This window comes from Pseudomonas sp. 05N433, assembly GCF_056396925.1.
In genome coordinates this window covers 1-14,284 of the sequence record NZ_JBFTML010000013.1, presented here as the reverse complement: position 1 = coordinate 14,284, position 14,284 = coordinate 1, and the positions used below count along the sequence as shown (strand labels likewise).

The following is a 14,284-nucleotide window of genomic DNA, read 5'->3' as shown; positions in this document are numbered from 1 at the left end:
GATCAGATACCCCAGAGAATCTGCACACCCCAGACGAAGTAAGCGAACATCGCAACGCCGCATACCGCCTGGAAAAGGAAACGTACTGCAGTCGCGGACTTGCCCAGCGCCATCGGCGTCAGGTAGTCGGTCGCGATGGTCCACATGCCGACCCAGGCGTGAGCGCCCAGGGCCACAAGGGCCAGCAGACTGAAGATACGCATCCCGTTGTGGGCGAACAGGCCATGCCATTGGGCGTAGCCAATGCCAGGATTCGCAGCGAGGTATCCGATCAGGAAAATGAAATAAGCCGCGAGAACAACCGCAGACACACGTTGCGCCATCCAGTCATAGAGGCCCGAACGCGAAAGGTTCGTAACGCTGGTTACCATATCCAAACTCCTGCCAGAACGATCAACACCACGGAAACGGCGATGATAATTTTCGAGCCCAGGCGGCCGCCTTCCAGCGTCTCACCGATGCCCATGTCCATGATCAAGTGGCGCACACCGGCTACCAGGTGATACAGAAGAGCGGACAGGAGGCCCCATGCTACGAACTTGGCCAGCGGGCTGGTCAAGCATGCCTTCACCTCGGCAAAACCTTCCTCGGAACCCAGAGACTTGCCCAATGCATAAAGCATGAAGCCAAGGCCCAGGAAGAGGATGATGCCGGAAACACGGTGAAGAAACGACGTAACGCCGGTGATGGGGAGTTTGATGGTCCTTAGGTCTAGGTTTACAGGTCGTTGGCTTTTCACGGCTTTTTTTTCACACTGAAGAGCCCCTAACAATCAGGGCAAAGTTGTTGGGGAGTGCACTGGTCAGGTAACCACCACCCAGGGATGCGACCCCCAATAAAGCAGGCCCAAAAGCCCCTGGCGGTCGGTGGCCGAGTATAGACAGTTAGGCTACTAATGACAACGCGTTCACCTTCCCCTAATAGCGGATTGCACAAGTGACATAAAAGGCGTAAACGGCAGACAATTTCGAGAAAAAAGTGCGGTTAAAGCCTTCTGGAGCAAGACTTTAGGCAAATTGACATTCGAATTTATCTCACTATAGTGGTGCGGGCCCTGCGTGGGGGGTCTGTCTGATGATTTCAAGCATAAATAGGAGGCCACATGGCTGACAAAAAAGCGCAGTTGATCATCGAGGGCGCAGCCCCCGTCGAGCTGCCCATTTTAACCGGCACCGTTGGTCCCGATGTTATCGACGTTCGGGGCCTGACGGCCACGGGCCGTTTCACCTTTGACCCTGGTTTCATGTCGACCGCCTCCTGCGAGTCGAAGATCACCTACATCGACGGCGACAACGGTATTCTGCTGCACCGCGGCTACCCGATCGAACAGCTGGCTGAAAAGTCGGACTACCTGGAAACCTGCTACCTGCTGCTCAACGGCGAGCTGCCGACCGCAGAACAGAAGGCCCAGTTCGTCGGCACCGTGAAGAACCACACCATGGTCCACGAGCAGTTGAAGACCTTCTTCAACGGCTTCCGTCGCGACGCCCACCCGATGGCCGTCATGTGCGGTGTAGTTGGCGCCCTCTCGGCGTTCTACCACGACTCCCTCGACATCAATAACCCGCAGCATCGCGAAATTTCCGCGATCCGCCTGGTTGCCAAGATGCCGACCCTGGCTGCAATGGTTTACAAGTACTCCATGGGCCAACCCATGATGTACCCGCGCAACGACCTGTCGTACGCGGAAAACTTCCTGCACATGATGTTCAACACCCCGTGCGAGATCAAACCGATCAGCCCGGTACTCGCCAAGGCCATGGACCGGATCTTCATCCTCCATGCCGACCACGAACAGAACGCATCGACCTCCACCGTACGTCTGGCAGGTTCCTCGGGTGCCAACCCGTTCGCCTGTATCGCCGCCGGTATCGCTGCACTGTGGGGCCCTGCCCACGGCGGTGCGAACGAAGCCGTGTTGACCATGCTCGATGAAATTGGCGATGTCTCGAACATCGACAAGTACATCGCCAAGGCCAAAGACAAGAACGATCCGTTCAAACTGATGGGCTTCGGTCACCGGGTTTACAAAAACCGCGACCCACGCGCTACCGTCATGAAGCAGACCTGCGACGAAGTATTGAAGGAACTGGGCATCACCAACGATCCGCAACTCGAACTGGCCATGCGCCTGGAAGAGATCGCCCTGACCGACCCGTACTTCATCGAACGCTCGCTGTACCCGAACGTCGACTTCTACTCGGGGATCATCCTCAAGGCGATCGGCATTCCAACCAGTATGTTCACCGTGATCTTCGCCCTGGCGCGGACTGTCGGCTGGATCTCCCACTGGAAAGAAATGCTCTCCAGCCCGTACAAGATCGGCCGTCCGCGCCAGCTGTACACCGGCTACGAGTCGCGTGACATCACCCCGCTTGAAGACCGCAAATAAGACCTGTCTTGCGATAACGTCTTAAGTTGCACCGAGAACGGCCTCTATATAGATAGAGGCCGTTTTTGTTTGTGCTCTTTGGTTGTGTATATATCCGTTTCTTCGGTAACGGCGGCTCGACCTCCGGGAAAAGAGCAGACAGATCAAAAGCCAAAGCAACGGCAAGATCAAAAGATCGCAGCTTTCGGCAGTTCCTACGGGAGGAATATATCCCCACGTCCGATCAGGCCGGCCGGCCGCCTCGCTTTGGCTTTTGCATATAGCCTTCGCGGGCAAGCCTCGCCCCTACAAAGGGCGATAACCGCCCATAAAAGCCCAATAAAAATGCCCCGATCTCTCGACCGGGGCATTCGTGTCAGCGCAGCTTATATATAAGAAGCCTTAGTGCGAAACCGCCCCACTCGCCCCCAACCCCGTCTGCGAACGGACAAACTGCGGGAAGAACAGCGCCCGCTCATTGTCAGCCGCAGCAGATTTGTCAGTGATCGAGAAGAACCAGATCCCGATAAAGGCAATGATCATCGAGAACAGCGCCGGGTATTCATACGGGAAGATCGCCTTCTCGTGACCCATGATCTGCACCCAGATGGTTGGCCCCAGCACCATCAAGCCAACCGCACTGACCAGCCCCAACCAACCGCCGATCATCGCACCGCGAGTCGTCAGTTTCTTCCAGTACATGGAAAGCAGCAGCACCGGGAAGTTGCAGCTCGCCGCGATGGAGAACGCCAGGCCCACCATGAACGCGATGTTCTGCTTCTCGAACAGAATGCCCAGGCCGATCGCCAGCACCGCCAGGGCGATGGTGGTGATTTTCGAGACGCGGATTTCGTCCTTCTCGTTGGCCTTGCCCTTCTTGATCACGCTGGCATACAGGTCATGGGACACTGCCGAGGCACCGGCCAGGGTCAGGCCGGCCACCACCGCCAGAATGGTCGCGAACGCCACCGCCGAGATGAAGCCCAGGAACACACTGCCACCCACCGCGTTGGCCAAATGCACCGCCGCCATGTTGTTGCCGCCCAACAGCGCGCCTGCCGCATCTTTAAAGGCCGGGTTGGTGCTGACCAGCAGGATCGCGCCGAAGCCGATGATAAAGGTCAGGATGTAGAAGTAACCAATGAACCCGGTCGCATACAGCACGCTTTTACGCGCTTCTTTCGCGTCACTCACGGTGAAGAAGCGCATCAGGATGTGCGGCAGGCCAGCGGTACCGAACATCAGTGCCAGGCCGAGGGAGAACGCCGAGATCGGGTCTTTCACCAGGCCGCCCGGGCTCATGATTGCTTCACCTTTGGCGTGAACCTTGATCGCCTCGGAGAACAGCGTGTTGAAGTCGAAGTTGACGTGCTTCATCACCATCAGCGCCATGAACGAGGCACCGGACAGCAACAGCACCGCCTTGATGATCTGCACCCAAGTAGTCGCCAGCATGCCGCCGAACAGCACGTACAGGCACATCAGGATACCGACCAGGATCACCGCAACGTGGTAGTCCAGACCGAACAGCAGCTGAATCAGCTTGCCGGCACCGACCATTTGCGCGATCAGGTAGAACGCCACCACCACCAGCGAACCGCACGCCGACAGCGAGCGGATCTGGGTTTGCCCCAGGCGATAGGACGCCACGTCGGCAAAGGTGTACTTGCCCAGGTTACGCAGGCGTTCGGCGATCAGGAACAGAATGATCGGCCAGCCCACCAGGAAGCCGATCGAGTAGATCAGGCCGTCGTAGCCGGAGGTGAACACCAGGGCGGAGATACCCAGGAAGGACGCCGCGGACATGTAGTCACCGGCAATCGCCAGACCGTTCTGGAAACCGGTGATCTTGCCACCCGCCGCATAGTAGTCGGCGGCCGATTTGTTGCGCTTGGACGCCCAATAGGTGATGCACAAGGTTGCCCCGACGAATACCACGAACATCATGATCGCGGATACGTTGAGCGGTTGTTTCTGCACTGCACCTGTCAGGGCCTCAGCCGCCCAGGCGCCCGGTGCAAAGGCTGCGATGCTCAAGAGAGCGATTAGACGCCGGATCATTGCTGAGCCTCCTTGAGAATCGCATTGTTCAAGTCGTCGAATTCGCCGTTGGCGCGTCGTACGTAGATGCCAGTCAGGACAAAGGCCGAAACAATCAGCCCGACACCGATCGGAATGCCCCAGGTAATCGAAGACTCGGGGCTGATTTTTGCGCCCAGAATATGCGGCCCGTAAGCAATCAAAAGGATGAATCCTGAGTACAGCCCAAGCATGATCGCTGAAAGAATCCAGGCGAATCGTTCTCTCTTGCTAACCAGCTCCTTGAAGCGCGGGCTGTTTTGAATCGAGAGGTAAATGCTGTCGTTCATTGTTTTTATCCTCGCAGCACAGATTTTAGTTGGAACGTTATCCACTCTATGCGGCTGCCGGAGAGGTTCCAGACGACCTTAGTATTAGAACGACATGACGGTTTCTCCCCCTCCGAATTCCCACAGAAAGCAAAAAGCCCCTTGGCATTTAAGCCAAGGGGCCTTGGGAGGTGCTGACCAGACGCTTCAGCTCAAATCATTTGGTCCATTCGGCAACGCGATCCGGGTGTTTAGCCACCCAGTCTTTCGCTGCGGCTTCAGGCTTGGCACCGTCCTGAATCGCCAACATGACCTGGCCGATTTCGTCTTTCGACGCCCACTGGAAGTTCTTCAGGAACTTCGCGACTTCAGGCGCTTTGGTTGCCAGTTCTTTACTGCCGATGCTGTTCACGGTTTCAGCTGCGCCGTAAACGCCTTTCGGGTCTTCCAGGAAGYGCAGTTTCCACTTGGCGAACATCCAGTGCGGCACCCAACCGGTGACGGCAATGGATTCGTTTTTCTTCTCGGCACGGGTCAGCTCGGCAATCATGCCGGCGCCGGAACTGGCCTTGAGGGTGTAATTGTCCAGACCGTAATCCTTGATGGCCTGATCGGTCTTGAGCATCACGCCTGAACCGGCGTCGATGCCGACGATACGGCCCTTGAAGCTCTCGTCGGTTTTCAGGTCCGCAATCGACTTGGCCTTGACGTACTCCGGCACGATCAGACCGATTTTCGCATCCTTGAAGTTCGGGCCGTAGTCGACGACCTGATCCTTGTTCTTCGCCCAGTATTCGCCGTGAGTCACAGGCAGCCACGCCGACAGCATGGCGTCGAGTTTGCCGGTGGCCACACCTTGCCACATGATCCCGGTGGCAACCGCTTGCAGTTTCACGTCATAACCGAGTTTCTGTTTGATCACTTCAGCAGCCACGTTGGTCGTGGCGACGCTGTCCGACCAGCCGTCCACATAACCGATCGTTACTGCCTTGCCTTCAGCGCTGGCTACGGTAGAACTGATTGCCAGCACCAAAGCGGCACCTGCGCCCAAGAGTCGTCGCATCTTCATCGTTACTTCCCCGAAAGTGCTGCACTCGACGGATGCCGAGTCGCTCAACGTATTTTTATGGTGCACAGCGCCCCCATCACGCCGACCGCAAACTCGCTCGATTATCAGTGGAGTACTGACGTGTCGATCATCAACCTGACGCCAACAGTGACCTGCTCTGCCAGCGACCTCAAGACATCGAGAAACGACATCAGAAGGCCATTAATCGCGACCGCTAAAAATGCATAGGCCATCCCGCCTGAACTTTGCATGTCAAAACCAAGCAGCCCACCAAGCGTAGGCCAAATGCAGGTAACATGCCCGGCTTTGCTCCCAGACGGCCTGAACATGCCCGCGACATCACGCTTTCCTTTTTTGGCTTATCTTTTCGCTTGCCTGCTGGGGCTGTTTGCCCTCGGCGGCTTCTGGTACGGCCTCGGCAAACCGGTGATCCTGCCGGACGTGGTCAGCGCAACGCACAAGCTGCAATGCGCCTCCTACACCCCGTTCGACAAGGACCAATCGCCATTCGACGTGCCGTTCAAACTGCGCCCCGAGCGCATGGACGCCGACCTCGCGCTGCTGGCGACCCGTTTCGAATGCATCCGCACCTATTCCATGACCGGCCTCCAGGATCTGCCCGACCTGGCGCGCAAGCACGGCTTGAAGCTGATGATCGGCGCCTGGGTCAACAGCAACCCGGTGGACACCGCCAAGGAAGTCGACCTGCTGATCGCCTCGGCCAATGCCAACCCGGATGTGGTGACCTCGGTCATCGTCGGCAACGAAGCCCTGCTGCGCAAGGAAGTCACCGGCGCGCAACTGGCAACGCTGATCAATAAAGTCAAAAGCCGGATCAAGCAACCAGTGACCTACGCCGACGTCTGGGAGTTCTGGCTCAAACATCCGGAAGTCGCCCCGGCAGTGGATTTCCTGACCATCCATTTATTGCCGTACTGGGAAGACGATCCGTCGAACATCGATGCTGCGCTGCAACATGTGGCAGAAGTGCGCCAGGTGTTCGGCAACAAGTTCGCGCCCAAGGACGTGATGATTGGCGAAACCGGCTGGCCGAGCGAAGGTCGTCAGCGCGAAACGGCGCTGCCGAGCCGGGTCAATGAAGCCAAGTTCATCCGCAGCTTTGTGATCATGGCCGAGCAGCAAGGCTGGCATTACAACCTGATCGAGGCGTTCGACCAGCCCTGGAAACGCGCCAGCGAAGGGGCGGTGGGCGGTTATTGGGGACTGTTCGATGCCGATCGCCAGGACAAGGGCGTGCTCGCCGGGCCGGTCTCGAACGTGCCGTACTGGTCGCAATGGCTGGCGGTGGGTGGCTTGATCTTCATCGGCACGCTGATCCTCGGCGGTCGGGTTCGCAGCACCCGCGCAGCGTTGGTGCTGCCACTGCTCGGTGCCCTGGCGGCCTGCTCGATTGGCGCCTGGGGCGACCTGGCCCGCGTCACCACCCGATTTGCCAGTGAATGGTTGTGGGTAGCGTTGCTGACGGGGTTGAACCTGTTGGTGCTGGCCCATGCCGCGCTGACCTTGAGCGCCCGCACCGGTTGGCGTGGACGCGCCTTCAATGCACTCGAACGTCGAGCCGGCTGGTGGCTGGCAGCGACAGGTTTTGCCGCGGCGGTGATGATGCTGGAACTGGTGTTTGACCCGCGTTATCGCAGCTTCCCGAGTGTCGCCTTCATCCTGCCGGCGCTGGTGTACCTGTGCCGGCCGGTGAGAGTGCCTCGTCGGGAAATCGCCGTGCTGACCTTCATCATCGGCGCCGGCATTGCGCCGCAGCTGTTTCGTGAAGGTCTGCAGAATCAGCAGGCTTGGGGCTGGGCGCTGGTGAGTGTGTTGATGGTCGCGGCGTTGTGGCGCAGCTTGCGGGTTCGCAAAGGGTAATCAACACAGCAAGATCAAAAGATCGCAGCCTGCGGCAGCTACAGGGAAACGCATATCCCCGTGTAGGAGCTGCCGCAGGCTGCGATCTTTTTTATGCCCGAACCAGACGCAAAGCAGCAATCACCACCGCAAACACCGCCAACGTGGTGGTGTACAACGCCAGCGCCGGAAACCCGAGCACCAGCGCCAGTACCGCCAGCCACCACCCTGCCCGCCCCGGCAGCACAAAACCGGTCACGGCTGCCGCCACTGCCGCCCAGCCCAACACCTTGAAATGAATCATCAAACCCAGGTTCGAGCGCACCAGGCATTCCCAGCGACTGGCCTCGTCAACGCAGATGCCGACCCATTGAGCATCCTCCATGAAGCCATAACGCGCGCCATAACTGGCGGCCAGCCACAATGGCAGAAGAACGAGCAGCAGAATCACGGGCAGACGGCGGGACATGAAGCACTCCAATAAACGAAATCGGCCGCCAGCTTAATCCCCCGCCCGTGGTAAGCAAATAACATCAATTAACTGTTCATGAAATAACGGCAAAGTGTATCGTCCCGCTACCGTTGCTCCGAAATCAGGCCTGTTTGCGGCCGATGCATGGCACTTTGGCCCAAATCCGATGGTCATAGCCTGCGAACTTCATTTGGCACCTTCCTCTAAGGGATCTAGTCATGCTTCGTTCCTTGCGCTTCGTCGCCCTGTTTGGCGGCTTGCTTTTAAGTGCGTCCGTACTGGCGGCCGATATTGACGCCGCCAGTTATGGCTACCCCCTGACCAACCCGTTCGAGGCGACCATCGCCACGACACCGCCCGACTTGCGCCCGGAATTGCCGCTGGATGAAGACATCAATCAGTCGGACCGCAGTGTCACGATGCGCCCGGAGCGTGAGTTCAATCTGCCGGACAACTTCTGGCCGGTGAAAAAACTCACCTATCGCATCGCCACGCAGGATCATGCCGCACCGTTGATCTTCCTGATCTCCGGCACCGGTGCACGCTATGACAGCACCCTCAACGAATACCTGAAAAAGCTCTATTACAAGGCCGGCTATCACGTGGTGCAGCTGTCGTCGCCCACCAGCTTCGACTTCATGAGCGCCGCCTCGCGCTTCGCCACCCCGGGCGTAACCAAGGAAGATGCCGAAGACATGTACCGGGTGATGCAGGCCGTGCGGGCGCAAAACCCGAAACTGCCGGTCACCGATTATTTCCTGACCGGTTATAGCCTCGGCGCCCTGGATGCGGCTTTCGTTGCACACCTGGATGAAACCCGTCGCAGCTTCAACTTCAAGAAAGTCTTGCTGCTCAACCCGCCGGTCAACCTTTACACCTCGGTCACCAACCTGGACAAGCTGGTACAGACCGAGGTCAAGGGCATCAACAACACCACCACTTTCTATGAGCTGGTGCTGGGGAAACTGACCCGCTACTTCCAGCAAAAGGGCTACATCGACCTTAACGATGCCCTGCTCTACGACTTCCAGCAGTCCAAGCAACACCTGAGCAACGAGCAGATGGCAATGCTGATCGGCACTTCGTTCCGTTTCTCGGCGGCGGACATCGCCTTTACCTCGGACCTGATCAACCGTCGCGGCCTGATCACGCCACCGAAATTCCCGATCACCGAAGGCACAACCCTCACGCCGTTCCTTAAACGCGCGCTGCAGTGCGACTTCGACTGCTACATCACCGAGCAGGTCATCCCGATGTGGCGCGCCCGCACCGATGGTGGCAGCCTGCTGCAACTGATCGATCAGGTCAGCCTGTATGCACTGAAGGACTACCTGCACGACAGCCCGAAAATCGCCGTCATGCACAACGCCGACGACGTGATCCTCGGCCCTGGCGACCTGGGCTTTCTGCGCCGCACCTTTGGCGACCGTTTGACTGTTTATCCATTGGGCGGCCATTGCGGCAACCTCAACTATCGCGTCAACAGCGACGCCATGCTGGAGTTTTTCCGTGGCTAAATACTTCCTGCTGATCGCAGCGTTACTCTGTGCAGGCGTCGCCAATGCCGACAACAGCAAAGCCAACGCCCCAGTGGTGATCGATAAAGACGGCTTCAAGGAACCGCTGAGCAAACTCAAATTCAACCCGGGGCTGGACCAGCGCGAATTCGAACGCTCATCGCTCAACGCGCTGAACGTCTATGACCCGCTGGAGGAGTGGAACCGCCGCGTCTACCACTTCAACTACCGGTTCGACGAATGGGTGTTCCTGCCCGTGGTCAACGGCTATCGCTACGTTACCCCAAGTTTCCTGCGCACCGGCGTCAGCAACTTCTTCAACAACCTCGGTGATGTGCCGAACCTGGTGAACAGCCTGCTGCAATTCAAGGGGCAACGCTCGCTGGACACCACCGCTCGCCTGCTGCTCAACACCACCATCGGTGTCGCCGGCCTGTGGGATCCGGCCACCGCCATGGGCCTGCCGCGCCGCAATGAAGACTTCGGCCAGACCCTGGGCTTCTACGGCGTACCGGGCGGCGCCTACCTGGTGCTGCCAATCCTCGGCCCGTCGAACCTGCGCGACACCGCGGGCCTGGCGGTCGACTACACCGGCGAATCGGCGATCAATTTCCTGAACGTGTCCGAAGTCAGTTCCAACCACCCGGAAATCTGGGCACTGCGCGCTATCGACAAGCGCTATCAGAACGGCTTCCGCTACGGGCAGATGAACACACCGTTCGAGTATGAAAAAGTGCGTTACGTGTATACCGAGGCGCGCAAGCTGCAGATCGCCGAGTAACTCCATCGGCAGCAAAAAAGGCCATTCGATTTGCGTCGAATGGCCTTTTTCATGCGCGGCGTATCAAACACCACCAATCACTGTAGGAGCGAGGCTTGCCCGCGAAGAACGATAACGCGGTCATTCAGTTCAACCGACGCGCTCCATTCGCGGGCAAGCCTCGCTCCTACGGGACTGACCAGGTTTCAGGCTTTCACTGTCTTCCAAACCTTGCTGACAGCCATTACCCCAATCAGCACCGCCGCCCCTGCCACAATCCCGGCCACTGCATTGAGCAACGTCGGCACGATAAACCCGGCGCCACCAGACGCTGCGGTGACACTTTCGATCCAGTGATGCACCACCGGCACGCCATGGGTCAGAATCCCGCCGCCGACCAGAAACATCGCCGCCGTGCCGATTACCGACAGACTTTTCATCATGTACGGCGCCGCGCGCAGAATCCCGTCGCCGATGCTTTTAGCCATCTGGCCCGGCTTCTGGGTCAGCCACAGGCCAAGGTCGTCGAGCTTGACGATGCCGGCCACCAGGCCATAGACGCCGATAGTCATGACGATGGCGATGCCCGAGAGCACGATCACTTGCTGGGTCAGCGAAGCGTCAGCCACCGTGCCCAGGGTGATGGCGATGATTTCCGCTGACAAAATGAAGTCGGTACGAATCGCCCCTTTGATCTTGTCCTTCTCGAACGCCACCAGATCGACTGCCGGGTTGGCCACGGCCTCGACCAGCTCTGCGTGTTCAGCCTGATCTTCGGCTTTGCTGTGCAGGAATTTGTGGGCGAGTTTTTCGAAGCCTTCGAAGCACAGGTAAGCGCCACCGACCATCAGCAACGGTGTGACCAGCCACGGAATGAACGCACTGATGGCCAACGCCGACGGCACCAGGATCAGCTTGTTGAGAAACGAGCCCTTGGCGACTGCCCATACCACCGGGATTTCCCGTTCCGCACGCACGCCGGAAACCTGCTGGGCGTTGAGCGCCAGATCGTCGCCCAGTACACCGGCGGTCTTCTTCGCGGCCATTTTGGTCATCAACGCTACATCGTCCAGTACGGTGGCGATGTCGTCGATCAGCACCAGCAAACTGCTTCCTGCCATGAATCGGGTTTCCTTCTTGAATGAATGGTGCGCAGCATAACGCGACCCGAGGCCACACGGGGCATTCTTGAGCGCCGCGCGAGGCCGGTGCTACCATGCGCAACCGCCAGAACAGGCAAGGAACCCCTTGGTTTATGAGCACTATCCGCGAGCGCAACAAAGAACTGATCCTGCGTGCCGCCAGTGAAGAATTTGCCGACAAGGGCTTCGCTGCGACCAAAACCAGTGACATCGCGGCCAAGGCCGGGCTGCCCAAGCCTAACGTCTACTACTACTTCAAATCCAAGGAAAACCTCTACCGCGAGGTCCTGGAAAGCATCATCGAGCCTATCCTGCAAGCCTCGACGCCGTTCAACGCCGACGGCGTGCCCAGCGAAGTGCTCAGTGGCTACATCCGCTCGAAAATCCGCATCTCCCGCGACCTGCCCTTCGCCTCCAAGGTGTTCGCCAGCGAAATCATGCACGGCGCCCCGCATTTGAGCCCCGACCTGGTCGAGCAGCTCAACGGCCAGGCCAGGCACAACATCGACTGCATCCAGACCTGGATCGACCGCGGCCAGATCGCCCCGATCGACCCCAACCACCTGATGTTCAGCATTTGGGCCGCGACCCAGACCTACGCCGATTTCGACTGGCAGATTTCTGCAGTGACCGGCAAGGCCAAGCTGGATGAGGCTGATTATGAGGCGGCGGCACAGACGATTATCCGGTTGGTGCTCAAGGGGTGTGAGCCGGACTGATAGCAGCCCAGGATCAATGCCGACTCGGCAGTCCATGAAAACTGCCGGTCGGGATTGCGTGTTTGCGCCCTCTAAACCTTCGGCAGCGGATTCAACACCACGGCTGCCTTGGGTTTTCTGAAGAAGATCCAGTAGACGATCGTGAGGATCAGCAGGAAAGGCACACCGAATACCAAGGTCATTTTGAAGGCATCGGTGAAGTAGGTGGTGATCATCACCGCGCCCATCAGCAGCAGCCCCAACAGCGTGGTGTACGGGAACAGGCGCATGCGAAAGGACAGTTTCCGTTCACCGTTGCGCTCGTGGTAGCGACGGAAACAGTAGTGGGTCAGGAAGATCATGAACCAGGTGAAGATCGCGCCGAACATCGAGATCGCCATCATCAAGGTGAAGGAGCTTTCCGGGTACAGCACATTGAGCAACGTTGCCAGGGCAATGCCGGAGCTCGACAGCAACAAGGCATTCAGCGGGATTCCGGTCTTGCTCAACACCCCCATGGACTTGGGTGCATAACCACCGCGGGACAGGCTGAACATCATGCGGGTGGTGATGTAGAGCTGACTGTTCATCGCCGACAACGCCGCAATCAGGATCACGAAATTCATCACGCCGGTTGCACCGGGAATGCCGATGGTCTGCATGACGGTGACGAACGGGCTCTGCGCTTGACCGGCCTGGACCCACGGCACAATCGCCAGCATCAGGGCCAGGGTCAGCAGGTAGAACACCACCAGCCGCACGATGGTCGCACGAAAAGCCTTCTTCACCGCCCGCTCCGGGTCCTGCGCCTCGCCGGCGGCCACTGCGATCATTTCCACGCTCAGATAGCTGAAGATCGAGACGATCACCGCAATCCACATGCCTTGCAGACCATTGGGAAAGAAGCCGCCGTGGGCGGTGTAATTGTGCACGCCGTAATCCGCGTTGCCGGAACCGAACACCACATACACCGCGAGGATGATGAAGCCGACAATCGCACCGATCTTGATGGTCGAGAACCAGTACTCGAAGGTGCCGAAGGTTTTCACGCTGATGGCGTTGAGCACGATCAGCATGCTCGAGAACGAAACAATCCAGATCCATTCCGGTACGTTGGCGAACCAGTACTTCATGTACATCGCCACCGCCGTCACTTCCGTGCCCACTGCCAGCACAATCGCCGCCCAATAGGCATAGCGCACCAGGAACCCGGCCAATGGGCTGACATAGAATTCGGCATAGGCGCCGAACGAGCCGGAGGTCGAATGGGCCACCGTCATTTCCGCCAGACAGCCCATCAACAGCAGGGTGATGATCGCGCCAATCGCATAGCTGAGCAGCACGCTCGGCCCGGCATAACCAATGGCGTAGGCACTGCCCATGAACAGCCCGGTGCCAATCGCACCGCCAATGGCGATCATGCTCATCTGACCCGAGGTGAGCTGGCGCCTGAGGCCCTGCTCACGCTTGGAGATGTTTTCAAAACCGGCGTTATCGGTCATTTTTCTTTCCTCTGAATATTGTCTTTCTTGAAGAGAGCAAATCGTTTGGGTTGCCGGTGGGGATCAGCCACGGATCAGAAAATATTCAGCGGATACTCGACGATCACCCGGACTTCGTTGTTGTCGGTGGTGTCCGCCCGGGCCACCTGGGCGGTGGAACGCACACTGGCCTGACGCACACGTATCGACAGGTCCTTGGCCTTGCCCTCCTGCACCACGTAGCGCGCTTCAAGGTCGCGTTCCCAGCGCTTGCCGTCACTGCCGTAACGTCCATAGGCACCATTGGGGCCGCCGTCGTAGTGGCTGTCGTCGATATGGTCACCGCTCACATAGCGCGACATGAAGCTCAGGCCCGGCACGCCAAAGGGCGCCATGTCCAGGTCATAACGCAGCTGCCAAGAACGCTCATTGGGCGCGTTGAAGTCGAGGATCTGTACCGAGTTGGCAAGGAATACCGAGGTGCCCGGCTGCTGATCGAAGCCGAGATAATCGAACGGTTCATCGCCATCGACCCGTTGGTAGGCCAGGGTCAAGCGGTGCGCGCC

Annotated in this window: 14 protein-coding genes; 5 read left to right on the top strand and 9 right to left on the bottom strand. The window is 58.5% G+C overall.

Features of this window, described 5'->3' with window-relative positions; genetic code table 11:
- Positions 1-2: 2 nt before the first annotated feature.
- Together sdhD and sdhC are read right to left on the bottom strand one after the other, a co-directional pair.
- Positions 3-371, bottom strand: a complete 369-nt coding sequence (gene sdhD / locus AC1DIS_RS09375) for a succinate dehydrogenase, hydrophobic membrane anchor protein (protein WP_003210573.1) — start codon at positions 369-371, stop codon at positions 3-5.
- Positions 365-739: a succinate dehydrogenase, cytochrome b556 subunit gene (gene sdhC / locus AC1DIS_RS09370; RefSeq protein ID WP_015096190.1), complete on the bottom strand. Its 375-nt coding sequence runs from the start codon at positions 737-739 to the stop codon at positions 365-367. The genes sdhD and sdhC overlap by 7 nt, the downstream gene beginning before the upstream one ends.
- 363 nt (positions 740-1,102) lie before the next feature.
- Between sdhC and gltA the strand changes: the two genes are divergently transcribed.
- Positions 1,103-2,392 (top strand): citrate synthase, encoded by a 1,290-nt coding sequence (gene gltA / locus AC1DIS_RS09365; protein ID WP_018925105.1) that lies wholly within the window; start codon positions 1,103-1,105, stop codon positions 2,390-2,392.
- 381 nt (positions 2,393-2,773) lie between these two features.
- On the opposite strand, the gene AC1DIS_RS09360 is transcribed toward gltA, so the two are convergent.
- The 3 genes from AC1DIS_RS09360 to AC1DIS_RS09350 all read right to left on the bottom strand — a co-directional run bounded on the left by AC1DIS_RS09360 (position 2,774) and on the right by AC1DIS_RS09350 (position 5,788).
- Entirely contained in the window at positions 2,774-4,432 is a 1,659-nt protein-coding gene (locus tag AC1DIS_RS09360; RefSeq protein WP_018925104.1) for a cation acetate symporter, read from the bottom strand.
- Positions 4,429-4,740 (bottom strand): DUF485 domain-containing protein, encoded by a 312-nt coding sequence (locus tag AC1DIS_RS09355; RefSeq protein WP_007939152.1) that lies wholly within the window; start codon positions 4,738-4,740, stop codon positions 4,429-4,431. The genes AC1DIS_RS09360 and AC1DIS_RS09355 overlap by 4 nt, the downstream gene beginning before the upstream one ends.
- Before the next feature lie 196 nt (positions 4,741-4,936).
- Positions 4,937-5,788 (bottom strand): glycine betaine ABC transporter substrate-binding protein, encoded by an 852-nt coding sequence (locus AC1DIS_RS09350; RefSeq protein ID WP_477780843.1) that lies wholly within the window; start codon positions 5,786-5,788, stop codon positions 4,937-4,939.
- 285 nt (positions 5,789-6,073) lie between these two features.
- Between AC1DIS_RS09350 and AC1DIS_RS09345 the strand changes: the two genes are divergently transcribed.
- A complete protein-coding gene (locus tag AC1DIS_RS09345; protein WP_477744256.1) occupies positions 6,074-7,669 on the top strand; it encodes a glycoside hydrolase family 17 protein in 1,596 nt (531 codons plus the stop codon).
- Positions 7,670-7,760: 91 nt separating this feature from the next.
- Here AC1DIS_RS09345 and AC1DIS_RS09340 read toward each other — a convergent pair whose 3' ends face one another.
- Entirely contained in the window at positions 7,761-8,117 is a 357-nt protein-coding gene (locus AC1DIS_RS09340; RefSeq protein ID WP_018925100.1) for a hypothetical protein, read from the bottom strand.
- 221 nt (positions 8,118-8,338) lie between these two features.
- Between AC1DIS_RS09340 and AC1DIS_RS09335 the strand changes: the two genes are divergently transcribed.
- Both AC1DIS_RS09335 and AC1DIS_RS09330 read left to right on the top strand, forming a co-directional pair.
- Positions 8,339-9,637, top strand: a complete 1,299-nt coding sequence (locus AC1DIS_RS09335) for a serine protein kinase PrkA (protein WP_018925099.1) — start codon at positions 8,339-8,341, stop codon at positions 9,635-9,637.
- Positions 9,630-10,418, top strand: coding sequence for an MlaA family lipoprotein (locus tag AC1DIS_RS09330; RefSeq protein WP_258612511.1), 789 nt, complete (start codon positions 9,630-9,632; stop codon positions 10,416-10,418). Before AC1DIS_RS09335 ends, AC1DIS_RS09330 begins: the two co-directional genes overlap by 8 nt.
- A 185-nt stretch (positions 10,419-10,603) precedes the next feature.
- Here the strand turns inward: AC1DIS_RS09330 and AC1DIS_RS09325 are convergent, their stop codons facing one another.
- Entirely contained in the window at positions 10,604-11,518 is a 915-nt protein-coding gene (locus AC1DIS_RS09325) for a DUF808 domain-containing protein (protein WP_111454379.1), read from the bottom strand.
- A gap of 134 nt (positions 11,519-11,652) precedes the next feature.
- On the opposite strand from AC1DIS_RS09325, the gene AC1DIS_RS09320 reads away from it, so the two are divergent.
- Positions 11,653-12,258 (top strand): TetR/AcrR family transcriptional regulator, encoded by a 606-nt coding sequence (locus AC1DIS_RS09320; protein WP_007939160.1) that lies wholly within the window; start codon positions 11,653-11,655, stop codon positions 12,256-12,258.
- A 71-nt stretch (positions 12,259-12,329) separates the two neighbouring features.
- Here the strand turns inward: AC1DIS_RS09320 and AC1DIS_RS09315 are convergent, their stop codons facing one another.
- Both AC1DIS_RS09315 and AC1DIS_RS09310 read right to left on the bottom strand, forming a co-directional pair.
- Positions 12,330-13,739, bottom strand: a complete 1,410-nt coding sequence (locus AC1DIS_RS09315) for an amino acid permease (protein ID WP_064619401.1) — start codon at positions 13,737-13,739, stop codon at positions 12,330-12,332.
- 74 nt (positions 13,740-13,813) lie between these two features.
- Positions 13,814-14,284, bottom strand: a 471-nt coding sequence (locus AC1DIS_RS09310) for an OprD family outer membrane porin (RefSeq protein WP_477780842.1), incomplete at its 5' end; no start/stop codon positions are given.

Excerpts from the sequence above, each read along its gene's own strand:
- AC1DIS_RS09320 (WP_007939160.1), top strand. The coding sequence starts at position 11,653 with ATGAGCACTATCCGCGAGCGCAACAAAGAACTGATCCTGCGTGCCGCC.
- sdhD (WP_003210573.1), bottom strand. The coding sequence starts at position 371 with ATGGTAACCAGCGTTACGAACCTTTCGCGTTCGGGCCTCTATGACTGG.
- AC1DIS_RS09360 (WP_018925104.1), bottom strand. The coding sequence starts at position 4,432 with ATGATCCGGCGTCTAATCGCTCTCTTGAGCATCGCAGCCTTTGCACCG.
- AC1DIS_RS09345 (WP_477744256.1), top strand. The coding sequence starts at position 6,074 with ATGCAGGTAACATGCCCGGCTTTGCTCCCAGACGGCCTGAACATGCCC.
- AC1DIS_RS09315 (WP_064619401.1), bottom strand. The coding sequence starts at position 13,739 with ATGACCGATAACGCCGGTTTTGAAAACATCTCCAAGCGTGAGCAGGGC.
- gltA (WP_018925105.1), top strand. The coding sequence starts at position 1,103 with ATGGCTGACAAAAAAGCGCAGTTGATCATCGAGGGCGCAGCCCCCGTC.
- AC1DIS_RS09335 (WP_018925099.1), top strand. The coding sequence starts at position 8,339 with ATGCTTCGTTCCTTGCGCTTCGTCGCCCTGTTTGGCGGCTTGCTTTTA.
- AC1DIS_RS09325 (WP_111454379.1), bottom strand. The coding sequence starts at position 11,518 with ATGGCAGGAAGCAGTTTGCTGGTGCTGATCGACGACATCGCCACCGTA.
- AC1DIS_RS09340 (WP_018925100.1), bottom strand. The coding sequence starts at position 8,117 with ATGTCCCGCCGTCTGCCCGTGATTCTGCTGCTCGTTCTTCTGCCATTG.
- AC1DIS_RS09355 (WP_007939152.1), bottom strand. The coding sequence starts at position 4,740 with ATGAACGACAGCATTTACCTCTCGATTCAAAACAGCCCGCGCTTCAAG.